We start from the raw sequence: 22848 nt of genomic DNA, 5'->3' as shown, positions 1-22848 counted from the left end.
GATATGTCAGGTCACGGCACACCCTCTGCGGCCAACAACCCACCATCCACTACCGACATCTCCCCTCACAGTAGCAACTGGAACGGCCCGACCGTATTCACTCTCTTTTTCTCCCTCGCCGCCTTGATCATTTCAGTTCTCGCCTATCGGTTGCAGAGTCAAACTGAAGTACGAGGCGCCGAGCGGGCCAAGATTGGGTTCGCCTCGCGCGTGCAATTCGAGGATGAAATTCCAGTCACGGCCAAAAATCTGGGGAATTACATCAAGTCGGCAGAGAAGAAGAGCGTAAACGGGGGTGCCAGAATCGGACAGGTGACTAATTACAATATGGCACCCTTGGATCTAGTAGTTATTGGAACGGTAGCTACTTCCGAAGGAGATGTGCCCGTACGCGGTCTAGTTAAAATCCCCCCCTGCGTACGTGCTTCAATTATCGATGATACGAATCTAGATTTGGCGACGTCGACAGAAGGGGATTTCACAAAAAGTCGCTTCACTTACGGTCCCTTGATTTTCCGTGACCACCTGTCACGGGTGTGGTCTAGTAATTACACGGATCTTCCGTCAGAGGTGGGCTGGAGTGTGAGCGATCCCACCGGACGGACTACTCCGAAGCGCTACACTGCAACGCGACCGAGCAATGCAGAGTCGGGTCCCTGGGGTTGGTCAAGAATAGAGGGGTCCTTCGCTGACGCCATATCCGGCACTCGACCCACAGAAATAGCTTCGATCAAAATCTATGTCACACAAACCGAGCAATTAAGCAATTGCGTCACTTCGGATTATTAGCCTCAATTATTCATTGCCTCTAGTCGTGCTCCGGCTATGAAGTGCACCCGCATACGGATCAGGTGTGCCAGTCATGGCCCTGACCTGTCGACCGAACTGCCATGCACAGGCCAGCAGTACCCACGACAGCCTGTCAGATGCTCGATTCACGCTGCTTCCTTTTCCGATCCACGGCAAATCCAACGAACGTGAGCAATAGCAATTTCAGACCAAAGGAGGGGACGATGATTCCAGCCCAGATCCAGAACGTTCCCCACCAGCCGCGATCCCCGTCAGAGTCCATGATGGGGAGCCAGAAGAAGTTAACAGCGATCATCCACAGCCACTTACCGGTTTCGATAGGAATTCTTCCGGCTCTGAATTCGAAAAATACAGTTAGGGCCATGAAGAGCATGAACGCGTAGAGGTTAGAAACCCACAGCACAGGGCTCATGCCCGAGGAGCCTTCAACGAAGCGGATTTGATATGGCCAGGCCCATATCATGACCGCTACCAGCATCAGCACTGGCAGAGACCTAAATAGATTCCTGCGAACGTTCTCAATCTGCTCCTCGTATTGAAGAGCAAAATCTGCAAGGCCCTCATACATGGGGTTGGGTGCAGTTAAAGGATCTAACCCTTGCCTAGCTCTGACAGCTTCGGTTAACGCTTCTCCTTCAGTCGCTGCACGGATCCGCATTCTCGCGTCGCCAGCGTAAGTGGCAACTTCCGCGTAAAATTCCTCTACCGTCTCAGAATTGAGCGGGGATGTATTTGCGATCTGGACCCATCCGGGACTGTCGCTTACTGCCCTCAACTGTTCGGTGAGATTCACCCAGAATAATTCCCTCTTCTTCATGTCGTAGACGACACCGAGAATCGGAATGCGACTCTGCCGCCAGTCGTCAAAGTGATCCTCGACAGGAATCGCATACCCGTTCACTCGCTTGTACTTCTTGCCACTCTTCACCTGAATGGCGATCCAGTACGGCGTTCTCTTGCCGGCGCGCGTGAAGTTGACGATCATGTCCTCGCCATGATCGTTACCCCCGTCGATCTCTTGAACGATGTGCTCGTGGTCCTCAAGGAGCGCACGCAGAGCGTTGACGCCCGCCCTCTCAATCTTGCGACTCGCACGAACAGTTGACACTGCCCCCCCTGAAGTCAGTCATTGTCAGGTTAGCGGCAGGCACTGACAGCCTGGGCTGGTTGTGGCCGTCCAGGCATGCACTGACCTGGCCTGTTAGGGGTCACTCGTTGTCCTGGTCGTTGTCCAGTACGCCGACGGCCGCCCGCGTTCACTGGCGTCCATACGCGACCTCTGACCTGCCGTTTGGACCCTCGTGAACGTCCCTGAACGGCCACACGCACAGTTGGAAAGCGTGTTGGGGGCAACCCCTCACGAGTTCGAATCTCGTATCCTCCGCCAGTGCCTCACCGGGCACTAACGTCGAAGGGCCCCGCTGCTTGCAGCGGGGCCCTTCGACGTTGTCCGGTCCCAACGGGCCCGCGCGGGCCCCGGTCACCCTCGTGACCGGGGCCCGCGCCCGTCGGACTCAGTCGATCGTCACCTTCTTCGAGACGGTGACCTCGTCGATGTCGCTGGTGCGGACGGTGATCTTCATCGTCCAGGTGCCGGGGAGGGGGAGGGTGAGACCGTCGGAGGTCCAGTAGCCGCCCTTGTCGGTGATCTCCGCGTCGATCGGGCCGACCTTCTGTGATTCCTGGGTGAAGGTCAGGCGCACCTCGGGGACGGTCACGAGGCCGCCGTCGGGGCCGAAGACCACGACCTGCACGGAGTTCTCGCCGACCTGGCCGGGCGTCAGCTCGATCTGGACCTTGCCGCGTCCGCCCGGGGTACCGACGTCGAAGGGCACCAGGGTCGTCCTGGAGGTCACCCGGCGCACGGCCGCGACCGCGTCGGCGCTCTCCGTGGCGGCGCGGCCCGGCTGGGTACCGGTCAGCATCGTCGTGATCACCAGCACCAGGATGCCGACGGTGACCTCGGCGAGCACCGAGCGGCGCAGGCCCCGGTGGTACTCGGTGTCCCCCGGCCCGCCCTTCGCCCCGTCTCCCGCCGTCCCGTCTCCCGCCGGCCCATCTGAGGCGGGCTCTTCGGGGGCAGGCTCCTCCGAGGCAGGCCCTTCCGACGCCGGTCCGTCCGACGCCGACGCCGGCACCGTGACCGGGACCGCGACGCGGCCGGCCGCGACGCCGGCGGGGGTCCGCGCCGTCGCCGCCCGGGTCGTCCAGCGTCGCGAGAACGCGGCTCCCGTCAGGAGCAGCGCCACCAGGACGACCTTCACGACCAGGAGCCTGCCGTACGAGGTCGAGGTCAGGGCGTCCCAGGAGCCGAGGCCGCGCCAGGACTGGTAGACGCCGGTGACCGCGAGGACCGCGACCGAGGTGAGGGCGAGCCGGGAGAACCGGGTGACGACGGCCGGGGGGACCGGCTCGGCGGGACGGTGGAGCGCGGCCAGCAGGGCGGCCAGGCCCCCGAGCCACACCGCCATGGCGAGCAGATGCAGCACGGAGGAGACCATCGCCGCGGGGACCTGGATCCCGGCGGAGGCGTGCTCGGCGGCGGCCCAGGTGACCGCCAGGGCCAGGGAGAACAGCGCACCGAGCACGAGGACGCCACGGCCGGCCCCCCGGCCCCGTACCGGCACCCTCGGGGGCACGAAGGCCACGGCGGCGAGCAGCGCCAGCCGCGCCACCAGAACGATGCCGGGCCGGCCCGCCAGGGTGTCGCTGAGGCTCTCCGGGTCGAAGACCCCGGACAGGCCGGTGCCGCGTTCGTAGGGGCCGCGCAGCAGGAGGAGCGCGAACGTGGAGCCGAGCAGGATCCACCAGCCGGTCACCAGGAGACGCCGTACGGACCCCGGGAAGCCGCAGACGAGCACGAACGTGACCGCGCCGATCAACAGGGCGAGTCCGCTGTACGCGGCGTAGCGGGCGATGTCGTAGAGGGCGGAGGAGGCGGGATCACCGGCGGTGGGCGGCAGGGGCGCGCGGGTCGCGGAGGGCTTGCCGACGGAGAACGTGAAGGCGCCGGAGACGGGGTGGCTGTCCGCCGAGACGACCCGCCAGGCCACGGTGTACGTGCCGGCGCCGAGGCCGCGCGGCAGGGTGACGCCGGCGGTGTCGGCACGGCCGTCCGCGTGCTCCGGTTCCCCGGTGCGCACGCGCCGGTTCTCCGGGTCGAGCACGCGGAAGGAGTCGTCGAACAGGCCGATCGACTCACTGAACGTCAGCGTCACCTGGCGGGGCGCCGACTTCAGCACACTGCCCTCCTGCGGATCGGTGCCCGTCAGCGCCGCGTGGGCGGACGCGCCGTTCACACCGCCGAAGAGCACCAGGACCAGGACACCGCCCAGCAGGGCCAGGGCCCTGGCGCCGATCCGCCGTTCTCGCTGCCGGCTCTCGTTCACACGCCGTCTCCGTATCCGCATGTCCAGAGTCTCGGTCATGTACGGATACGAGCCGCGTCCGGCTCACCTCGGTGCCGTCGGGCCCTTCTCGAAGGCCTCGCGCGTCAGGAAGGCGAGCCGGGCGTGCTTCTCGGGCAGATGGACCTCGGGCAGGTCGATCTCGGGGAGCACGATGTCCCCGGCGGGCACGAAACCCTGCCGGGTCAGCCGCTCGATGGCCTTGGCGTTGCGGGCGTCGGGTTCGACCACGGCCCGCTCCCGGCCGAGGCCGGTCAGCGCGTACGCCAGGAACGTCGACAGCAGCGTGGACGACCAGCCCGGCCGCTCCCCGGAGCCGGGTACGGGGGGCCCGATGAGCAGGTGGACCCCGATGTCGCCGGGCCGGACCTCGTAGCACTCGGAGACCCGGTCGGCCTCGGGCTCGTAGGTCTGGAACAGCGCGGCCGGTACGCCGTCCTTGAGGGTGAGGAAGGCGTGATGGGTGTCGAGCGAGTCGAGGTGCAGATAGGTCTCCAGCACCTGCCGCTTCGAGAACCCGGTCATCCCCCAGTACGCGGCCCGCTCCTCGGTGACCCAGCCGTGCAGCACGTCGAGGTCGGCGCGCGGGTCCACGGGCAGCACGCGGACCGTGCCGAAACCCCCGACGCGCTGCTCGTGAACGGCCTCGCGGGTGCCTGCGTACGTCTCAGTCGTCATCGCTCTCCTTGGTCAGCTTGTTCCAGTCGGTGGTCACCGGGGCGAGATCTCCCCTGAGCCACAAGGGGAGTTGGTCGCGGTGGTGGGCCGCACCGGGGACGCCGTCGGCTCCGAACGGGACCACCCAGAGGCTGTCGTCCCGGTCGGCGAGGTCCCAGACGTAGCGAGCGGCGGGTCCACGGGCGCTCAGGTCGGTCAGTCCGGGGAGCGACGAGGTGGACAGGACGCAGTCGTTGTCGCCGGACAGGGCCGGTTCGTCGTACGCGGTACCGGGGAGCGCCCGCCAGGGGGCGAGGCGATGGGTGTCGCCCCAGGTCCGGGGCGCGGGCCCGGCGGCCACTTCCTCGACGGCGGCTTCCTCGACGGCCGCCCGGATCACGGCGTCGCGGTCGATGCCGTACGACTCCCCTGCCGTCAGCAGGTTTTCGAGGGCGAAGGCGACGCGCGGGGTGAGCGCGAGCCAGGGCAGGAAGACGGCCGGGCGGGCGGGCGGTTCGGCCAGGACGGCGAGGGCCGGGTGCGCCACGAGCCGTCGTACGACCGCGTCGCGCACCCGCGCGTACGTCGCGGCCGCGCCGCTGTCGGCGTCCATGTGCCGGTTCCAGCACAGGAGTCGGTCCCTGATGCCGGCCGCCGCGCCGGAGAGTTCCAGCGTGGCCAGCGGGTCCAGCAGGGCGGCCGCGGAAGCGAGGTGCGTGTCCATGTGGACGGCCGGCATGTCCGCCGCCGACAACGCCTCGCCCGTGTCGAGCAGTCGGCGGATACGGTCGGCGCGGTGCGGCGGCGCGAACTCGACACCGAGCGGGGCCGCGGGGCCGCGCTGGTTCGCCATCACGGCGAGTCCGTCCTCGACCGGGCCGTACGGCATCTCGTGCCAGCCGGTCCACTCGTGGCCGGCCTCCCACGCGGGCACCACCCGGGTGCGGTTGGCCGTGGCGCGCACCGGGACCCGGCCCGCGACACGGTGCAGCACCCCGCCCTCGGTGTCGGCGGCCTGCACGACGTTCACCGGCTCCGCCCAGGCGTCGAAGGCCCGGTCCACGTCGGCGACCCGGCGGGCCCGCAGCAGCGGCAGGAGCGCGCCGAATCCGAGGTCCGCCGTCACGCGGGGCGGGTAGCGCAGACTGATGGACTCCTCGGCGCCGACGCCCCCGATCACCACGGGCCCGCGCGCCGTCTCGATCACCTCGACGTCGACGGGTTCGCCGCCGGCCACCTCCACCCGCTCCGTGTGCCGTGCCGCGGCCCGCCAGGCACCGTCGGGATCGAGCGCCTCGACGGCCCCGTCGTCGACGCGCCGCAGCCGCTCCCGGTAGAGGTCCTGGTAGTCGGCCATCGCGTTGGTGATCGCCCAGGCGACGGTTCCCGTGTGGGCGAAGTGGGCGATGCCCGGGACACCGGGGACGGCGATGCCGACGACGTCGAACTCCGGGCAGGAGAGGCGGATCTGCTGGTAGACGCCGGGATCCTCGATGAAGCGGTGCGGGTCACCGGCGATCACCGCCTGCCCGGTGGCGGTGCGCTCGCCGCTCACCAGCCATCCGTTGCTCCCCGCCGTGCCGGGCCCGTCCATGGCGAACAGGCCGACCGCGTCCGCGCCCAGCCGCCGTACGACCTCCTCGCGCCACAGCTTGGCGGGGAAACCGGCGAAGAGGATGTGGATACCGAGCCAGACGCCCAGCGGGCTCCAGGGCTCCCAGCGTCCCGGAACAAGCCCGCTCGCCGCGAACTCGGGTGCTCTCGCGGCCCCTTCGGCCAGCCCCGCGTTGACTCCGTCGACGTACGCGACGACCCACGCGGCGGTCTCGGGGTCGTGTTCCTCCAGGGACGCGAAGCAGCGTCGCGCGGTGTCGTCGAGCCGGGCCTGCCGGGCGAAGCGGTCCCAGCCTGCGGACTCCTCGCCGAGGAACGCGGCCGAGGTGCCCTGGGAGCGGTGCCGGTCGACCTCGAGCTGCCAGGCGCGGTCCCGGGCGGTGACCCGGCCCTGGGCGTGGGCGAGTTCCAGGGCGCTGCCGGCGCGCAGATGCGGGATGCCCCAGGTGTCACGGTAGATCTCGGCGTTCACGGTCCATCCCCAGTCATGTCAGGTTAGGCTAACCTAATTTAACCTTCGGGATCGTACGTCCGGAACGAGGACCCGGTGAAGCCGGGTGGCCACGACGACCGCGACGGAGCGACCGTCACCGCACGCGGGATCATCGGTCCATGGACGTCACGCTTCACCTCGCCCAGCAGCCCGAGGCCGACGAACTGCTCGGCCGCAGCCCGCTCGCGGCCCTGGTCGGCATGCTGCTGGACCAGCAGGTGCCGATGGAGTGGGCCTTCGCGGGGCCGTACACGATCGCCCGGCGCATGGGGGCGGACGATCTCGACGCACACGAGATCGCCGCGTACGACCCGGAGAAGTTCGCCGGGCTGCTCTCGGCCAAGCCCGCCGTGCACCGCTACCCCGGCTCGATGGGCAAGCGCATCCATCAGCTGTGCCAGTACCTCGTCGAGCACTACGACGGAGACGCCGCCGCCGTCTGGAAGGACGCCGGCAGCGGCGCGGAACTGCTGCGCCGCCTCAAGGAACTCCCCGGTTTCGGTGCGCAGAAGGCCCAGATCTTCCTGGCCCTCCTCGGCAAGCAGTTCGGGGTCGCCCCCAAGGGCTGGCGGGAGGCGGCGGGCCCCTACGGCGAGGCCGGCTCCTTCCGCTCGGTCGCCGACATCACCGGCCCGGAGTCCCTCGCCAAGGTCCGCGCCCACAAGCAGGAGATGAAGGCGGCGAAGGCCTCCGGCAAGTAACCCGGGCCTGGGGAACCGGCGCCCCCACCGTCCCCGGCACGGGTGCCCGCCCTCAACCGTCTTTCGCCCCCGCCGCCCCTGCCCTTCCCACCCCTGGGGCTCCGCCCCGGACCCCGCTCCTCAAACGCCGGAGGGGCTGGAATTTTCCCCGGACAAAGGGCGGCCGTCCCATCCCGGGCGGCCGCCCTCCGGCCGAACCTCTCCTGGGCCCCTCTAACGCCGCTTCCGAGCCGTTCCGAAGATCGACCGGGTGATCTCCCGCCCGATCTGCGTACCCACCGACCGCGCCAGAGACTTGAACAGCCCGCTTCCGACGACCTGCTCGACCACGGAGGGCTCCTCCCCGGGCCGGCTCCGGCCGCCGGAGTGCCCGGCTTCGTGCCCCGCTCCGGGCCCGGCTCCGGTCCCTCCTCGCGGCCGCGAGGAGGGCGGGGGAGACGCGGGCGCCTCGGAGTCCGGCGACCCCGTCAGCCTCTCGTACGCCGACTCCCGGTCCACCGCCTGCGCGTACCGCCCGTACAGCGGCGACTCCCGCACCGCCCGGTCCAGCGCGCCCGCCTCCACCGGACCCATCAGCGACCGCGGCGCGCGCAGCCGGGTCGCCGCGACGGGCGTCGGAGCTCCCTTCTCGCTCAGCACGGTGACCACGGCCTCACCGGTGCCCAGGCCCATGAGGACCTCTTCGAGGTCGTACGGGGAGTCGGGGAACGTCTTCACGGTGGCCTTCAGCGCCTTCTGGTCGTCCGGCGTGAAGGCGCGCAGCGCGTGCTGGACGCGGTTGCCGAGCTGGGCGAGGACATCCGCGGGGACGTCCTTCGGTGTCTGCGTCACGAAGAAGACGCCGACCCCTTTCGAGCGAATGAGCCGGACCGTCTGCGTGATCGAGTCCAGGAACGCCTTCGACGCGTCGCTGAAGAGCAGATGGGCCTCGTCGAAGAAGAAGACGAGCTTCGGCCTGTCGGCGTCGCCGACCTCCGGGAGGTCGTGGAAGAGATCGGCGAGCAGCCACATCAGGAACGTCGAGAAGAGCTGTGGCTTCTCCTGCACGGCGGGCAGTTCGAGGACCGACACCACGCCCCGGCCGTCCGGCGCCAGACGCGTCAGCTCGCTCGTGTCGAACTCCGGCTCCCCGAAGAAGGGGCTCATGCCCTGCGCCTCGAAGGCCGTGAGCGAGCGCAGGATGACACCCGCCGTGGCCGTGGAGAGACCGCCGATCCCCTTCAGTTCCCGCTTGCCCTCGTCCGAGGTCAGAAAGGCGACGACCGCGCGCAGGTCCTTGAGGTCGACCAGCTCCAGGCCCTTCTGGTCGGCGTAGTGGAAGATCAGGCCGAGCGACTGCTCCTGGGTCCGGTTGAGCTGGAGCACCTTGGACAGCAGCACCGGCCCGAAGGCGGTGACCGTGGCGCGTACGGGAATGCCGTGGCCGAGACCGCCGAGCGCGTAGAACTCCGCCGGGCAGCCGCCCGGTGTCCATGCCTGGCCGACCTCCCGGGCCCGCTCCTGGACCTTCGTCCCCGGTTCCCCCGGCGCCGAGATCCCGGAGACGTCACCCTTGATGTCGGCGAGGAAGACGGGGACCCCCTGCGCCGCGAGCTGCTCGGCGATGAGCTGGAGCGTCTTGGTCTTGCCGGTGCCGGTGGCGCCCGCCACCAGGCCGTGCCGGTTGAGCATCGGCAACGGGACGCGGATCTGCGCGTCGGGCAGGCACGACCCGTCCCAGAGCAGCGCGCCGAGTTCGAGGGCGGGACCCGCGAAGGCGTAGCCGGCCGCGATCTCCAGCGCCTCCCGCGGGAGCGCGGGGGCACCGGCGACCCGCTCGGGAGCGGTCCCGGTGGCAGCCGACGACACGGTATCGCCGTCACTCATATCAGACCCCTGTTCCCGTTTTGCAAGGATTTACGACATCTTTTCCAGCGTCGCACTCCGCCTCCATGGCTGCGCCCGGAAGGTCTTGACCGGTAGGCTTTCCGTGTGATCTTCAAGCGCATCGGAAACGGCCGGCCGTACCCCGACCACGGCCGGGAAAGCACCCGGCAGTGGGCGGACGTCGCGCCGCGCCCGGTCCGCCTCGATCAGCTCGTGACGACGAAGGGCCAGCTGGACCTGGAGACCCTCCTCGCCGAGGACTCCACCTTCTACGGCGACCTCTTCGCCCACGTCGTCAAGTGGCAGGGCGATCTGTACCTGGAGGACGGCCTGCACCGCGCCGTCCGTGCCGCGCTCCAGCAGCGCCAGGTGCTGCACGCGCGCGTTCTTGAACTGGACTAATGGCCACGGCTTGACCCCAATGGGTTGAACTGAACACCGGGCAATGATCATCTAGTAGGCATTGGCGCCCCGGCGCACTACGCTGCGCCCATGAGCATGCTTACTCCCCCTGGCATGGGTGGCCAGTATCGGATCACGGGGGACAAGTACCCGCGGATGCGCCGCCCCCGCGGGCGTCGCAAGTTCGTGTTCGTGAGCATCACCTCCGTCACCGTTCTCGGGTTGATCGGGTGGGGGTCGCTGCAGCTCATCGACATCTACACGGGCGGCGGCAAAGCCACGGCGGCGGACACCAAGGCGGACTGCGCGTCCAAGATCACGCCGGAGGCGAAGGCGGCCGCGGCCGCCTTGGCCTCGCTGCCGAAACCCGGCCAGATCACCGTGAACGTCCTCAACGCGACGCCCCGCAGCGGTCTCGCCAAGCAGACGGCGGACGAACTGAAGAAGCGCGGCTTCAAGATCGGCGACGTGGGCAACGCGACGGCCGCGTACGACAAGAAGGTCACGGGCGCCGGACTGCTGCTCGGGGCCAAGGCCGCCGACCGGGCCGCGCTGCCCGTCCTCAACACCCAGCTCTCCGGCGCCCAGCTGAAGACCGACGGCCGTACCCGGGCCACGACGGTCGACCTGATCATCGGCACCGACTTCAAGGCGCTGACGAAGAAGGAGGACGCCGACAAGGCGCTGACCGTCCTGACTCAGCCCAAGCCGGCGCCCGCCACCTCGAAGAAGCACTGCTGACTCCGAGACCCGTCCCGGTGACTGTTCTCCGGCCCAGGGCCTGAGAACAGTCACCGACTCCGGAGCCTCGCTCGTACGAGAGACGCCCGCTCCGGAGTCACGGTCCGGGAAGAGCCGCCGGTCACGGGTGGGGCGCTGCCCCGTCGCCGCGGAGTTACTCGGCGGCCCCGTACATCCGGTCACCCGCGTCGCCGAGGCCCGGAACGATGTAGCCGTGCTCGTTCAGGCGCTCGTCGACCGAGGCCGTGACCACGGTGACCGGGGTGCCCGCCAGTTCGCGCTCCATGAGCTCGACACCCTCGGGGGCGGCGAGAAGGACCACGGCGGTGACGTCGTCGGCGCCGCGCTTGATCAGCTCCTGGATCGCGGCGACGAGCGTGCCGCCGGTGGCCAGCATCGGGTCCAGGACGTACACCTGGCGGGCGGAGAGGTCGTCCGGCATCCGGGTGGCGTACGTGGAGGCCTGGAGCGTCTCCTCGTCGCGCACCATGCCCAGGAAGCCCACCTCGGCGGTCGGCAGCAGCCGGACCATGCCGTCGAGCATGCCGAGGCCCGCGCGCAGGATCGGCACGACGAGCGGGCGCGGGTAGGAGAGCTTGACGCCCGTGGTCGGGGAGACCGGCGTCACGATGTCGACCTGCTCCGTGCGCACGTCGCGGGTGGCCTCGTAGGCGAGCAGGGTGACCAGCTCGTCGGCCAGCCGCCGGAAGGTCGCGGAGTCGGTGCGCTGGTCGCGCAGGGTGGTGAGCTTATGGGCGACCAGGGGGTGGTCGACGACGTGAAGACGCATGTCCACAACAGTAGCGGGGCCCACGGCGCCCGCCACTGACCCGCCCGGCAAGGCCCGCCGCCCGGCATCACCCTTCCGCTGGCATCAAACCATCCATCGGAGGGAAGGTGGGAGGGACGGACCTGGGGTGGTGTGCCAATGCGGAACCAGCAAGAGGAGTCGTCCGAACGGCTGGAGACCGACGCCGAGCGCAGGAGGCGGCGGGCCCAGTTCCTGCGCGATCTGGCCGAGGCGCGCGAGCTGCGCGACCGGGTCCAGCCCCGCCGCGCCAAGACCGCCCGCCTGCGCCACGCGATGCGTATGCGCACATTCCGCTGGTAACGGACGCCCGCCGACCCACATGCCCGGCTCCGGACGGCCCCGACCCGCGCCACGCCGCAGGACGGTCCCGGCCCCTGCGTCAACCCGCCGGACCCCCGTCCCGTCGCACGCCACACCCGCCCGGACGCCCCCGACCCCTGCGCCACACCGCCGGACGGCCGCCTCCAGGTCCGCCGGACCGCCCCGCCACAGCTCTCACCGTGCCGAACCGGCGCCGCGTCCACAGGGCCGGCCGACCCGCCCGTGGAGAGGTCCGAACCGGGCCCACCGCGGCCCCGGCCGACACGCCCACGAAGGAATACAGCGGCGCGCCACCACGCGGCCGCCGCCGCCACGCCCTCGGGAAAGCCGCAACGCCGCCGGTGGCACGCCCGCCGTGACAAGGGAACGTGCCCGCACGACGGTGGGCGCGCGCCGGGACGGAACCGCCCGCCCGGCCGCCCTGGAGCCGGGCCGCACCCGCGTGACGGGGGGCCGTGTGGCCGACGCGTCGGGCCGGGACGTGCTTACACGGTGCGGGCAGCCGCGTACGATCCGCTGTTAGCGATCAAAAGAGGCGGACACAGCAGGCCGAAGATGTCCCCTGAACGCTGTCTTTCTGCCACGATTCCGAGTGGGCGGGGCTCGGAGCAGCAGCACTCCTCGCCCACAGCCTCCGCCGGGGGGAACCCCAACCGGCACACCTATGACCAGTGGGAGAGTCACGGTGTACTTCGCCGCACTGCTCGCGCGCACCGAAGACGGGTGGGAAGCGAGCGATACAGAGCTCGACGATGTGGAAACCCTGTCGGATCTGACCGATCTGGCCCGTGAAGTCTCGGACGAGGACACGGTGCTCGTGCTCATCGAGCAGGAGGACGCGTGGTTCGGCGTCGTCCGCGTGGACGGCGAGGAGGATCCGCGTATCTACGTCTCGGACGCCGCCGCGGCCGCCCGCAGTTCGTACGGCGAGATCCTGCTCACGGACGAACTACTAGGACGGGATCCGGGCGGCGACGACGCCGACCTGGACTCCCTCGATCTGGACGGCACGGAGGACGGTGAACCAGGAGACTCCGAGGACGACGAGGAGGACCAGGGGAGCGTGTCCGGCGATGCCGTCTCGCACAGCCCCGTCGGGGACCGCTACATCCTCGCGGACCTCGGAGTGAGCGAGAAGGAACTGCTGGCCCTGGACGAAGACGACGCGCTCGGCACGATCGCCGAGGCCCTGGGAGCGGCAGAGGTCCTGGAGACCGTCCGCTAGGACGTGTCCCAGGACCTCCGGAAACGGTGGGCCCGGCCCCCCGCGCCCGCGACCCCGTCCCCCGTACCGGTGAGCCGGCCCGATCCACCGGGCCGGTTCTTCGCCTGCCGTCCGCCCCTCACCGTCTCCGCGACGGCGGGACCGCGGGGGCGGCGCCCCAGCCCCTTCCGCCGGACCCGGCGGGATTCCGCTAGGTTCCCCGGGTGAGCACCCCGCGTCAGGTACCCCCGCCGCCCGATCCCGTACGTGACCGGTGGCGGGCCCCGATGCGGCTCGCGCTGGACGAGGCACGGCTGGCCGTTCAGGGCGGGGACGTTCCCGTGGGTGCCGTCGTGCTGTCCCCGGACGGGACGACCGTGCTGGCGGCCGGGTACAACGAACGCGAGGCCACCGGCGACCCGACGGCGCACGCCGAGGTCCTCGCGCTGCGCCGGGCCGCGGCGAGGCTCGGCGAGTGGCGGCTGTCCGGGTGCACGCTCGTCGTCACCCTGGAGCCCTGCACGATGTGCGCGGGCGCGCTCGTCCAGTCCCGTGTCGAACGGGTGGTGTACGGCGCCCGCGACGAGAAGGCCGGCGCGACCGGCTCCGTCTGGGACGTCGTCCGCGACCGGCGGCTCAACCACCGGCCCGAGGTCGTCGAGGGCGTCCTCGCCGAGGAATGCGCCACGCTGCTCACCGACTTCTTCCGCGACCGCTGACCGGCCGCCGAAACGGATTTCAGACCACGGCCCACCTTGGGGTAGGGTCTCCCTCGGTAGCGTGTCCGAGCGGCCGAAGGAGCTCGCCTCGAAAGCGAGTGTGGCGCAAGTCACCGAGGGTTCAAATCCCTCCGCTACCGCTTCTGAAGGGCCTCGTCGAAAGACGGGGTCCTTCGTGCGTTCCGGGGCCGGGGGCCGTACGGACCGCGACGCCAAGGAGCCCCGGCGCCGCTCGGCCGCCGGGGCTTCCCTGTACCCAGAAGGGTTCTCCGCTCCCACAGAGGAGGGGGAAGGGGCGCAATCGGGGGCGCCCCCTTCCCCCACGGAAGGACCCGCAAGTCCACGTCGCCGTCTTGGGGGAAAGTCGGGCGGCGAGAACCCCGCAGTGGGGTCCCTCCGGGCCCCGTGGACTCCTGACGGTTCCTGCCGGGGCTCCCTTCCATCCTGGACCGCGGGAGCGCCGCTCAGGCCCGGCAAAGGACCTCTACCAGCGGGCCGTTGGTCCTTAAGTGCGGCGTGAAGGTTACACTCACCGCCGGCAGCAGGGGGCCGACGGGCGCAGGAGTCACAGGGGAGGCCGCCATGGCGGTGAATTCGAAGAAGATCGCCATCTATGTGCTCGTGGTCTTCGCGCTCTACGTGATCATCACGGATCCGGCCAAGGCCGCCGACTACGTACAGATAGCGTTCGAGGGCATATCGAACGCCGCTGGGGCGATAGGCGACTTCATGACCTGGATCGCCGACGGAGCGAAGAACTGACGTCAGGCGGCGACGCCGGCGCGGCGAAGGTTCCGCGCGCCCGGCACCGAGCAGGCATGACGGAGCGACGCGCGTCCCGGCAGGGACTCGGCCGAGCGAAGAACCACCTCATCACCAGGGAGTGCCCGTGATCCGCCATCTGGTCCTCTTCAAGCTCAACGACGGTGTCCGGCGCGACGAACCCCGCGTCGTCGAGGGCGTCGCCGCCTTCCGCGCGCTCGGCGAGCTCGTCCCCGAGCTGCGGTTCTGGGAGTGCGAGTGGAACATCAGCGACCGGCCCATCGCGTACGACTTCGCGATCAACTCCGCCGTCGAGGACGCCGACGCCCTCAAGCATTACCTGGAGCACCCGGCCCACGTGGCCGGTGTCGCACTCTGGCGGGAGTTCGCCACTTGGGTGATCGCCGACTACCCGTTCTGACCCTTTTTGATCGCACACTCTTGCCGAGCCCTTGACCGCAACCGGTCAGGGGTTTTCGACGTCTTGAAACCCAACTCACCTGCAAATCACCTCCAACACGGCGTTATGCGGTGCTTGCACACAGTGCACATGTCTTGTGATGCTATGACCGCTTTTGACGGACGAGTTGACGAATACGTCGACGGATCGTTGACGAACGAAGAGGTGGCGTTGACCGTGTCGGCCAGTACTGCGCCGCCCCAGGAGGAAGCCCCGGCCACGGCCCGGGCGACGGCCCTCGCCTCCGCCCCGCCGTCACCCCCGGGACCGGCCACGGCGCAGACCACGGCACCCGACGCCGCAGCGAGCCTCACACCCGGCCCCCCGCCCGTCCAGGAGGTCACCCAGGAGCGGCGCCGCGGCGCCGACACCCGGGCCCTCACGCAGGTGCTCTTCGGCGAACTCAAGGTGCTGGAGCCGGGCACCCCCGAGCACAACCGGGTCCGCGGCGCCCTGATCGAGGCGAACCTGCCGCTCGTCCGGTACGCGGCGGCCCGCTTCCGCTCCCGCAACGAGCCGATGGAGGACGTGGTCCAGGTCGGCACCATCGGCCTGATCAACGCCATCGACCGCTTCGACCCGGACCGGGGCGTGCAGTTCCCGACCTTCGCGATGCCGACGGTCGTCGGCGAGATCAAGCGGTACTTCCGTGACAACGTTCGCACGGTCCACGTACCGCGCCGGCTGCACGAGCTGTGGGTGCAGGTGAACAGCGCGACCGAGGACCTGACGACCGCCTTCGGGCGCTCGCCCACCACCGCGGAGATCGCCGAACGGCTGCGCATCACCGAGGAGGAGGTGCTCTCCTGCATCGAGGCCGGACGGTCGTACCACGCGACCTCACTCGAAGCGGCCCAGGAGGGCGACGGACTGCCGGGGCTGCTCGACCGGCTCGGATACGAGGACCCCGCGCTCGACGGAGTCGAACACCGCGACCTCGTGAGGCACCTGCTCGTACAACTGCCCGAACGCGAGCAGCGGATCCTGCTCCTCCGCTACTACAGCAACCTCACCCAGTCACAGATCAGCGCCGAGCTGGGTGTTTCCCAGATGCACGTGTCAAGGCTCCTCGCCCGCAGCTTCGCGCGACTTCGATCCGCAAACAGGATCGAGGCGTAACCGAAAAGAGCTAATCGCTCAAGACCGGTTTTTACGTCAGTTCAGCGCTGAATCACCGTCAGACCCCCTTTTTCCAGGGCCGATCCACCCTCTACATGTCGACAAGTCTCTACAGCGTGTTGCCGACATGTGACATTCTTCCGGGAGCGCGTTTGCCGCGGCCTCGCCTCCGGTATTCAGGTGGAGGCTGCGTTCCTCCGACGGGAGCGACTGCCGCGACCGTCCGCGACCCAAAGGGGGTGGCATGTCCGCAGATCAGGGCAGCTCGAAGGTGCTCACGCTCACGAAGAGCGACGCAGTGCCCGAGGCGCACGCCGCGCTTCACGATGTCCCTGCCGCCGAGGCCCCGGAAGCCGCTCTGGTCCCCGAATCCTCGGGCGCCATCGACACCCGGACCCTGTCCCGCTCCCTCTTCCTGCGGCTCGCCGCACTCGCCGAGAACAGCCCGGAGCGTGGTTACGTCCGGGACACCCTCATCGAGCTCAACCTGCCGCTCGTCCGGTACGCGGCGGCCCGCTTCCGCTCCCGCAACGAGCCGATGGAGGACATCGTCCAGGTCGGCACCATCGGCCTGATCAAGGCGATCGACCGCTTCGACTGCGAGCGCGGTGTCGAGTTCCCGACCTTCGCGATGCCGACCGTCGTGGGCGAGATCAAGCGGTTCTTCCGCGACACCTCCTGGTCGGTCCGCGTCCCGCGCCGCCTCCAGGAACTGCGGCTCGCCCTCACCAAGACCAGCGACGAGCTCTCGCAGAAGCTCGACCGCTCTCCGACGGTCGCCGAACTCGCCACCGCCCTCGGGGTGTCCGAGGAGGACGTGGTCGACGGCCTCGCCGTCGGCAACGCGTACACGGCGTCGTCGCTCGACTCGCCCGCTCCCGAGGACGACGGCGGCGAGGGCTCCCTCGCGGACCGCCTCGGCTACGAGGACACCGCGCTGGAGGGCGTGGAGTACCGCGAGTCGCTCAAGCCGCTGCTCGCCAAGCTGCCGCCCCGCGAGCGCCGCATCATCATGCTGCGCTTCTTCGCCAACATGACCCAGTCGCAGATCGGCGAGGAGGTCGGCATCTCGCAGATGCACGTCTCCCGTCTGCTCACCCGCACGCTGGCCCAGCTGCGCGAAGGCCTCATCTCCGACTGACCGCCCCACGCGGGGTTCATAATTGACGGATCGTCAGCCACACTGGCGCGATGCGTCACGAGCCGATGCGTCACGGGTCGACAAGCGGTCGCCGAGGTGTCCTGGTGAGTACCTCGGCGGCCGTGCTGTGTCTGGGCGGGCTACTGGCCGCGTGCGGGAGCGGCGGGAGTGACGGCGGGTACGCCGCCGTCGGGGCCGCGGACGGCTCCCCACGGGCGTCGGGGGCGGTGGTGGCGCCTTCGGGCGAGGTGTCCCTGGCACCCCTGGACGGCTCTAACCCCACTGATGACAGAGGGGGTTCCGGATCCGGCAAGGAACCGTCGGCCACCGGTCCGGGCGGCGGGGCCTCGACGGACGGCACGGGTGACGCGGACGCTTCGACGGCCGGTTCCGCCGGCTCGGGTGCCGACGAGGGCGGCTCCGGGACCGGGACGGACGGTTCGGGAGGCCCGGGAACGGGCGCCGGGTCCTCTTCGTCCTCAGGCTCGTCGACCGGTTCGTCCTCCGGTGCCGACTCAGGCCGTACGGGCGGAAGTTCGGGAGGTTCAGGAGGTTCGGGAAGTTCTTCGGCACCGCCCGCGCCCGGCCCGACGGCGAGTGCCCGGCCCGCCGTGCTCGCCGTGAGCGAGCCCTCGCGCGCGGCCACCGACCGGCGGTGGTGCGAGAAGGTGACCCTCTCCTTCAGCAACACCGGTGGTACGGCGGTCCGTTCGGGCACGGTGACCTTCGGGACGCACATCATCGGGGCGCTCGGGATCGACTGGGCGACGATCCGGTCGACCGAGTCCCTTCCGGCGCCGATCGCGGCCGGCGCGAGGAAGAGCGGGACCTGGACGGTCTGCGTCGAGTCCTGGCGGGTGCCGCTGGGCATGCACGTCGAGACACAGGACGTGTCCGTCGAGTGGAAGTAGGGGCGTGGCCCTGCCGGGTCACGCCGCCCCGTTCACGCGCCGGCCGCGCAGACACGCACGGTCGCGCACGGCCGGACCATCCCGCACGGGAACCCACCGGTCGCGCACGGCCGTACGACCTCTGCCCGCTCCCGGCACCTACCGGTCACGCACGTTCGTACGACCCTTACCCGCTCCCGTACCTACCGGTCCCGCAAGCCCGCGCGTTCCCGCGCGGTCACACGGTCCCGCGGGATCACATGAAGGCGAGCCAGGCCACCGCGGCGACGACCGCGACGGCGAGGACGACGCCGACGATCAGACCCACGCGGGGACCCGCGGGAGCGGCCGCCTGCTGCTGCCGGCCCTGGGGGGCCTCGTCGACGAACGCACGGAACATCTGAGTGCTGCCCGCGGGGTCGTAGTTGCCCTCGGGGCCCTGGGTGTTTGCCATAGGCCGGACCCTAGCGAATGCGCGCGGGCTGCCCAAGTGCCGGGTTCCTCTTCACGCCGATCGTGACCCGACCGCACACCACCCGCCACCAGCACGCACACCGCCTCCGCGCCGCCTCCCCACCTCGACGGCCGTCGAGGCCTCGGCCCCCTCCCCATCCACCCCTCCCACCTGCCCGTTTCCGTTCGCCAACACTTGCCTTTGCCAACTTTTTAGCCCTGAAGCCCCGAACTCGTTTGCCTGCGGCAACCAACTTCTTTATGGTTGCCCTGAGCAACGAATAGGGAGGTGCGATGGCCGGGCAGGCACAGTACGAGGAACTGGCCCGTCAGCTCAGCGCCATCGGCGCCGTGAAACGGGGGATGGGACGGATCCTGCCGCCCGACTGCCCGGCGGGCTCCGCCGCCGTGCTCACGCTGCTCGGCCGGTACGGCGAGATGCGGATGAGCCGGCTCGCGGAGCTGCTGTCCGTGGACATGTCGGTGACCAGCCGCCATGTCGCGCACGTCGCCGACCGGGGCTGGATCGAACGGTCCCCCGACCCGGCGGACAAGCGCTCACGCATCCTGCGCCTCACCGCGGCCGGGCACGCCCAGCTCGACGAGCTGTCCCTGCGCACGTCGCGGCTGCTCTCCGACCGGCTGAGCCACTGGTCCGACGACGAGGTCGGACTGCTCATCGAGCTGATGGGCCGGCTGCGCGAGAGCTTCGGCGACTGCCGCTCCCCGCAGTGGTCCCACGCGCACCCTCCCCCGTACGCGACAGACGTATCAGAACCGACCACCCGTACACCCGCGTAAATACGTAAGAAAAGGAAGCCCATGGCAACGACCACACCATCCGGTGTGCGGGGCTCTCACGCCAAGCACGGAAGCGCCGACGGCGCTCCGATGACGCACCGGCAGATCATGGAGGCGCTCTCCGGGCTGCTGCTCGGCATGTTCGTCGCGATCCTGTCGTCGACGATCGTCACCAACGCGCTCCCCGAGATCATCGGCGACCTGGGCGGCGGCCAGTCCGCCTACACCTGGGTCGTCACGGCCTCGCTGCTGGCCATGACCGCGACCACGCCCCTGTGGGGCAAGCTCTCCGATCTGTACAGCAAGAAGGCGCTCGTACAGATAGCTCTCATCATCTACGTGCTGGGATCGGCCGCCGCCGGGCTGTCCCAGAACCCCGGCATGCTCATCGCCTGCCGCGTGGTCCAGGGCATCGGCGTCGGCGGTCTGTCCGCCCTGGCGCAGATCGTGATGGCCGCGATGATCTCCCCGCGCGAGCGCGGCCGCTACTCCGGCTACCTGGGCGCGACGTTCGCCGTCGCAACCGTCGGCGGTCCGCTGCTCGGCGGTGTCATCACCGACACGAGCTGGCTCGGCTGGCGCTGGTGCTTCTACGTCGGTGTGCCGTTCGCGGTCATCGCGCTGATCGTGCTCCAGAAGACCCTGCACCTGCCCGTCGTGAAGCGGGACGTGAAGGTCGACTGGGCCGGCGCGTTCTTCATCTCCGCCGCGGTCTCTCTGCTGCTGCTCTGGGTCACCTTCGCGGGTGACAAGTACGACTGGGTCTCGTGGCAGACGTACACGATGGTCGCCGGCGCGATCGTCCTCGGTGCGCTGTTCGTGCTGGTCGAGTCCAGGGCGAGCGAGCCGATCATCCCGCTGCGGCTGTTCCGCAACCGCACCATCACCCTCTCCTCCCTCGCGTCGCTGTTCGTCGGTGTCGCGATGTTCACCGGAACCGTGTTCTTCAGCCAGTACTTCCAGCTGGCGCGGGACAAGTCCCCGACGATGTCGGGCGTCATGACGATCCCGATGATCGGTGGCCTGTTCATCTCCTCCACGGTCTCCGGCCAGGTCATCACCAAGACCGGACGGTGGAAGTACTGGCTCGTCAGCGGCGGCTTCCTGGTCACGGCGGGCCTCGGCCTGCTCGGCACGATCCGCTACGACACGGCCTACTGGCACATCGCGATCTTCATGGCGCTGCTGGGCCTCGGCATCGGCATGATGATGCAGAACCTGGTGCTCTCCACGCAGAACCAGGTGGCCCCGGCCGACCTCGGCTCGGCCAGTTCCACGGTGACGTTCTTCCGTTCCCTCGGCGGTGCGATCGGCGTCTCCGCGCTCGGCGCGGTCATGGCCAACCGGATCACCGACTACGTGAAGGACGGACTGACCGACCTCGGCCCCAAGTACGCGGCCCTGGGATCCGGTTCGGACTCCAGCTCCAGCATCCCGGACATGGACAAGCTGCCCGCGCCGCTGCGCACCGTGATGGAGAGCGCGTACGGCCACGGCATCGCGGACGTCTTCCTGATCGCGGCCGGCATGGCGCTGATCGCCTTCCTCATCGTGCTGTTCATCAAGGAGGTCCCGCTGCGGACGTCCGGCGCGCTGGCGCAGGCCGCCGCGGAGAAGTCCGGGGGACCGGTCACCGAGGCTCCCGTCGCCGAGGCCGTCGAGGCCGCGGCCACCGCGGCCCTCGCCCCGGCCGTCGACACCACCGAAGCCGCCTTCGGGACCGCACCCGAAGGCACACAGCGGCTCGCCGCCGTCGCCACCGCGACGAGGGAGAGCGCCCCGCAGCCCGCGTCCGGCGGCATCAGCGTGCACGGCCAGGTCCGCGGCGCCGAGAGCGCGCCCGTGCCGCGGGCCGCGGTCACGCTGATCTCACCGGCGGGACGCCAGCTCGGCCGCTCGGTCGCGCAGGCGGACGGCTCGTACTCCCTCGACGCGCCCGGTGTGGGCTCGTACGTCCTGATCGCCTCCGCCGACGGCTTCCAGCCGCAGGCCTCGACGATCGTCGTGAACGACGAGCCGCTCGCGTACGACATCCTGCTGAGCGGCACCAGCGGGCTGAGCGGTGTCGTCCGGGCCCGCGAGGGCGCGTCCCCGGTCAGGGACGCGATGGTCGTCGTGACCGACGTCCGCGGAGATGTGCTGGCCACCGGAACCACCGGTGAGCAGGGCGAGTTCGCCTTCGCCGAGCTGGTGCCCGGCGTCGTGACGGTCGCGGTGAACGCCGCCGGCCACCGGCCGCGGGCGCTGCCCGTCGAGGTCGGCGGTACCGGGGTCACCCGGATCGAGGTCGACCTCGACGCGGGATCCCAGCTCCAGGGTGTCGTACGGGCGCCGCACGGCCCGCTGTCGGACGCCCGCGTGACGCTGGTGGACGCGGCCGGAAACGTGGTCGGCACGGCCAGGACCGGCGGCGACGGCGCGTACGCCTTCACCGATCTGGACGGCGGCGAGTACACCGTCATCGCGGCGGGCTACCCACCGGTGGCGACCGCGCTGACCGTCGGCGGCCGTGGAGTGGACGACCACGACATCGAACTCGCCCACCCCGGCGAGTAGTCCGAGCCCCGGCCCGTGGGGATGCGCGCACTCTGAGCGGAGGTGCGCCCCCCACGGGCCGGTTTTCATTGGTTCATCGCAAGGAGTTACTGCCATGGGACTGACCGCGAAGATCCGTACCCGGGACGGGTGGGCCGTCTCGCACGCGGTCGTCACGGTGACCGACTCGACCGGCACCCAGGTGCTGCGGGCCGAGGCGGGCACCGACGGAACCGTGCACGACACCACGAGCCTCGCGCCGGGCGCCTACACGGTGATCGTGACCGCGCTCGGGTACGCGCCCGCCGCCTCGGGCGCCATCGTCACGGCGGCCGGCCGTGCCGAGGTCGGCCAGGTGACACTGGCCCGCCGGGGCGGCACCGAACTGCCCCCGCCGGGAGCGTGGACCATCGACCCGGCGCACTCCTCCGTCGGCGTGGTCGCCCAGCACCTGGGCATCTCCAGCGTGCACGGCCGCTTCACGGACTTCGCGGGCCGCATCGAGATCGCCCCCGACGACGTGACCGCCTCCCGCGTCGAGGCGACGATCACGGCCGCCTCCATCGACACCGGCAACGGCACCCGCGACGGACATCTGAGGTCGCCGGACTTCCTGGACACCGGGAAGCACCCGCTGATCACGTACCGCTCGACGGGCCTGACACCGGCCGGCTCCGACCGCTGGACCGTGCACGGCGAGCTCACCCTGCACGGTGTCGTCCGTCCCGTCGACCTCGACCTCGCCTACCTCGGCACCGGCGCCGACCCCTGGGGCGGCACCCGTGCCGCGTTCCGCGCGAGGGCCGAACTCCACCGCGAGGACTTCGCGCTCCACTACAACCAGATCGTCCAGGCGGGCATCTCCGCCATCGGCACGACCCTGAGGGTGGAACTCGACGTCCAGGCCGTGCAGGGCGAGTCGCTGCCGGCCGCCTGAGCCC

Annotated in this window: 21 protein-coding genes and 1 tRNA gene; 15 read left to right on the top strand and 7 right to left on the bottom strand. The window is 69.8% G+C overall.

Going from position 1 to position 22848, the window contains the following annotated elements; genetic code table 11:
- Positions 1 to 922 precede the first annotated feature (922 nt).
- The 4 genes from OG780_RS21965 to OG780_RS21950 all read right to left on the bottom strand — a co-directional run bounded on the left by OG780_RS21965 (position 923) and on the right by OG780_RS21950 (position 6960).
- A complete protein-coding gene (locus OG780_RS21965; RefSeq protein WP_328450712.1) occupies positions 923 to 1918 on the bottom strand; it encodes a DUF4365 domain-containing protein in 996 nt (331 codons plus the stop codon).
- A 406-nt stretch (positions 1919 to 2324) separates the two neighbouring features.
- Positions 2325 to 4220, bottom strand: a complete 1896-nt coding sequence (locus OG780_RS21960; RefSeq protein ID WP_443062325.1) for a copper resistance protein CopC — start codon at positions 4218 to 4220, stop codon at positions 2325 to 2327.
- A gap of 42 nt (positions 4221 to 4262) precedes the next feature.
- The gene (locus OG780_RS21955; protein ID WP_328450708.1) at positions 4263 to 4895 is read right to left on the bottom strand and encodes a GNAT family N-acetyltransferase; all 633 of its coding nucleotides are present in this window, start codon (positions 4893 to 4895) and stop codon (positions 4263 to 4265) included.
- Positions 4885 to 6960 (bottom strand): penicillin acylase family protein, encoded by a 2076-nt coding sequence (locus OG780_RS21950; RefSeq protein ID WP_328450706.1) that lies wholly within the window; start codon positions 6958 to 6960, stop codon positions 4885 to 4887. Before OG780_RS21950 ends, OG780_RS21955 begins: the two co-directional genes overlap by 11 nt.
- 140 nt (positions 6961 to 7100) lie before the next feature.
- Here OG780_RS21950 and OG780_RS21945 point away from each other — a divergent pair, with 140 nt between their 5' ends.
- Complete coding sequence (locus OG780_RS21945) at positions 7101 to 7682, top strand: HhH-GPD-type base excision DNA repair protein (RefSeq protein WP_328450704.1); 582 nt, start codon at positions 7101 to 7103, stop codon at positions 7680 to 7682.
- A gap of 213 nt (positions 7683 to 7895) precedes the next feature.
- On the opposite strand, the gene OG780_RS21940 is transcribed toward OG780_RS21945, so the two are convergent.
- Positions 7896 to 9548 carry a helicase HerA-like domain-containing protein gene (locus tag OG780_RS21940; protein WP_328450702.1) on the bottom strand — a complete coding sequence of 551 codons (1653 nt, stop codon included), beginning with the start codon at positions 9546 to 9548 and terminating at the stop codon, positions 7896 to 7898.
- A gap of 105 nt (positions 9549 to 9653) precedes the next feature.
- Here OG780_RS21940 and OG780_RS21935 point away from each other — a divergent pair, with 105 nt between their 5' ends.
- Positions 9654 to 9950 (top strand): type II toxin-antitoxin system VapB family antitoxin, encoded by a 297-nt coding sequence (locus tag OG780_RS21935; RefSeq protein ID WP_003999914.1) that lies wholly within the window; start codon positions 9654 to 9656, stop codon positions 9948 to 9950.
- Between the two features lie 90 nt (positions 9951 to 10040).
- A complete protein-coding gene (locus OG780_RS21930; RefSeq protein ID WP_328450700.1) occupies positions 10041 to 10691 on the top strand; it encodes a LytR C-terminal domain-containing protein in 651 nt (216 codons plus the stop codon).
- Positions 10692 to 10845: 154 nt separating this feature from the next.
- On the opposite strand, the gene upp is transcribed toward OG780_RS21930, so the two are convergent.
- A complete protein-coding gene (gene upp, locus OG780_RS21925) occupies positions 10846 to 11481 on the bottom strand; it encodes a uracil phosphoribosyltransferase (protein WP_328450698.1) in 636 nt (211 codons plus the stop codon).
- Between the two features lie 138 nt (positions 11482 to 11619).
- On the opposite strand from upp, the gene OG780_RS21920 reads away from it, so the two are divergent.
- The 9 genes from OG780_RS21920 (at position 11620) to OG780_RS21880 (ending at position 18139) form a co-directional block, all read left to right on the top strand.
- Complete coding sequence (locus OG780_RS21920) at positions 11620 to 11802, top strand: hypothetical protein (protein ID WP_326786866.1); 183 nt, start codon at positions 11620 to 11622, stop codon at positions 11800 to 11802.
- Between the two features lie 706 nt (positions 11803 to 12508).
- On the top strand, positions 12509 to 13048 hold the full coding sequence (locus OG780_RS21915; protein WP_328458293.1) for a tRNA adenosine deaminase-associated protein: 540 nt from the start codon (positions 12509 to 12511) through the stop codon (positions 13046 to 13048).
- Positions 13049 to 13314: 266 nt separating this feature from the next.
- On the top strand, positions 13315 to 13746 hold the full coding sequence (gene tadA / locus OG780_RS21910; protein ID WP_328458291.1) for a tRNA adenosine(34) deaminase TadA: 432 nt from the start codon (positions 13315 to 13317) through the stop codon (positions 13744 to 13746).
- A gap of 55 nt (positions 13747 to 13801) precedes the next feature.
- Positions 13802 to 13886: transfer RNA gene (locus OG780_RS21905), tRNA-Ser, on the top strand.
- A 442-nt stretch (positions 13887 to 14328) separates the two neighbouring features.
- Positions 14329 to 14508, top strand: a complete 180-nt coding sequence (locus OG780_RS21900; RefSeq protein ID WP_037615173.1) for a hypothetical protein — start codon at positions 14329 to 14331, stop codon at positions 14506 to 14508.
- 127 nt (positions 14509 to 14635) lie between these two features.
- Positions 14636 to 14929 (top strand): Dabb family protein, encoded by a 294-nt coding sequence (locus OG780_RS21895; RefSeq protein ID WP_328450694.1) that lies wholly within the window; start codon positions 14636 to 14638, stop codon positions 14927 to 14929.
- Positions 14930 to 15145: 216 nt separating this feature from the next.
- Positions 15146 to 16087, top strand: coding sequence for an RNA polymerase sigma factor SigF (locus OG780_RS21890; RefSeq protein WP_328450692.1), 942 nt, complete (start codon positions 15146 to 15148; stop codon positions 16085 to 16087).
- 244 nt (positions 16088 to 16331) lie between these two features.
- Positions 16332 to 17228, top strand: coding sequence for an RNA polymerase sigma factor SigF (locus OG780_RS21885; RefSeq protein WP_328450690.1), 897 nt, complete (start codon positions 16332 to 16334; stop codon positions 17226 to 17228).
- A gap of 620 nt (positions 17229 to 17848) precedes the next feature.
- Positions 17849 to 18139 carry a hypothetical protein gene (locus OG780_RS21880; protein ID WP_328450688.1) on the top strand — a complete coding sequence of 97 codons (291 nt, stop codon included), beginning with the start codon at positions 17849 to 17851 and terminating at the stop codon, positions 18137 to 18139.
- A gap of 235 nt (positions 18140 to 18374) precedes the next feature.
- On the opposite strand, the gene OG780_RS21875 is transcribed toward OG780_RS21880, so the two are convergent.
- Positions 18375 to 18572 carry a hypothetical protein gene (locus OG780_RS21875; RefSeq protein WP_037615166.1) on the bottom strand — a complete coding sequence of 66 codons (198 nt, stop codon included), beginning with the start codon at positions 18570 to 18572 and terminating at the stop codon, positions 18375 to 18377.
- A 293-nt stretch (positions 18573 to 18865) separates the two neighbouring features.
- Between OG780_RS21875 and OG780_RS21870 the strand changes: the two genes are divergently transcribed.
- The 3 genes from OG780_RS21870 to OG780_RS21860 all read left to right on the top strand — a co-directional run bounded on the left by OG780_RS21870 (position 18866) and on the right by OG780_RS21860 (position 22844).
- A complete protein-coding gene (locus tag OG780_RS21870; protein ID WP_328450686.1) occupies positions 18866 to 19372 on the top strand; it encodes a MarR family winged helix-turn-helix transcriptional regulator in 507 nt (168 codons plus the stop codon).
- 21 nt (positions 19373 to 19393) lie between these two features.
- Positions 19394 to 21928: an MFS transporter gene (locus tag OG780_RS21865; protein WP_328450684.1), complete on the top strand. Its 2535-nt coding sequence runs from the start codon at positions 19394 to 19396 to the stop codon at positions 21926 to 21928.
- Positions 21929 to 22022: 94 nt separating this feature from the next.
- Positions 22023 to 22844 carry a YceI family protein gene (locus tag OG780_RS21860; RefSeq protein WP_328450682.1) on the top strand — a complete coding sequence of 274 codons (822 nt, stop codon included), beginning with the start codon at positions 22023 to 22025 and terminating at the stop codon, positions 22842 to 22844.
- Positions 22845 to 22848 lie beyond the last annotated feature (4 nt).

The sequence above is a fragment of the Streptomyces sp. NBC_00386 genome (assembly GCF_036063235.1).
Classification (GTDB): Bacteria; Actinomycetota; Actinomycetes; order Streptomycetales; family Streptomycetaceae; genus Streptomyces.
Note: the sequence above shows the minus strand (reverse complement) of the source record. Positions and strands in the feature narration are given on the sequence as shown.

Excerpts from the sequence above, each read along its gene's own strand:
- OG780_RS21960 (WP_443062325.1), bottom strand. The coding sequence starts at position 4,220 with ATGCGGATACGGAGACGGCGTGTGAACGAGAGCCGGCAGCGAGAACGG.
- OG780_RS21955 (WP_328450708.1), bottom strand. The coding sequence starts at position 4,895 with ATGACGACTGAGACGTACGCAGGCACCCGCGAGGCCGTTCACGAGCAG.
- OG780_RS21945 (WP_328450704.1), top strand. The coding sequence starts at position 7,101 with ATGGACGTCACGCTTCACCTCGCCCAGCAGCCCGAGGCCGACGAACTG.
- OG780_RS21940 (WP_328450702.1), bottom strand. The coding sequence starts at position 9,548 with ATGAGTGACGGCGATACCGTGTCGTCGGCTGCCACCGGGACCGCTCCC.
- OG780_RS21930 (WP_328450700.1), top strand. The coding sequence starts at position 10,041 with ATGAGCATGCTTACTCCCCCTGGCATGGGTGGCCAGTATCGGATCACG.
- upp (WP_328450698.1), bottom strand. The coding sequence starts at position 11,481 with ATGCGTCTTCACGTCGTCGACCACCCCCTGGTCGCCCATAAGCTCACC.
- OG780_RS21920 (WP_326786866.1), top strand. The coding sequence starts at position 11,620 with ATGCGGAACCAGCAAGAGGAGTCGTCCGAACGGCTGGAGACCGACGCC.
- tadA (WP_328458291.1), top strand. The coding sequence starts at position 13,315 with ATGCGGCTCGCGCTGGACGAGGCACGGCTGGCCGTTCAGGGCGGGGAC.
- OG780_RS21900 (WP_037615173.1), top strand. The coding sequence starts at position 14,329 with ATGGCGGTGAATTCGAAGAAGATCGCCATCTATGTGCTCGTGGTCTTC.
- OG780_RS21885 (WP_328450690.1), top strand. The coding sequence starts at position 16,332 with ATGTCCGCAGATCAGGGCAGCTCGAAGGTGCTCACGCTCACGAAGAGC.
- OG780_RS21875 (WP_037615166.1), bottom strand. The coding sequence starts at position 18,572 with ATGGCAAACACCCAGGGCCCCGAGGGCAACTACGACCCCGCGGGCAGC.
- OG780_RS21870 (WP_328450686.1), top strand. The coding sequence starts at position 18,866 with ATGGCCGGGCAGGCACAGTACGAGGAACTGGCCCGTCAGCTCAGCGCC.
- OG780_RS21865 (WP_328450684.1), top strand. The coding sequence starts at position 19,394 with ATGGCAACGACCACACCATCCGGTGTGCGGGGCTCTCACGCCAAGCAC.
- OG780_RS21860 (WP_328450682.1), top strand. The coding sequence starts at position 22,023 with ATGGGACTGACCGCGAAGATCCGTACCCGGGACGGGTGGGCCGTCTCG.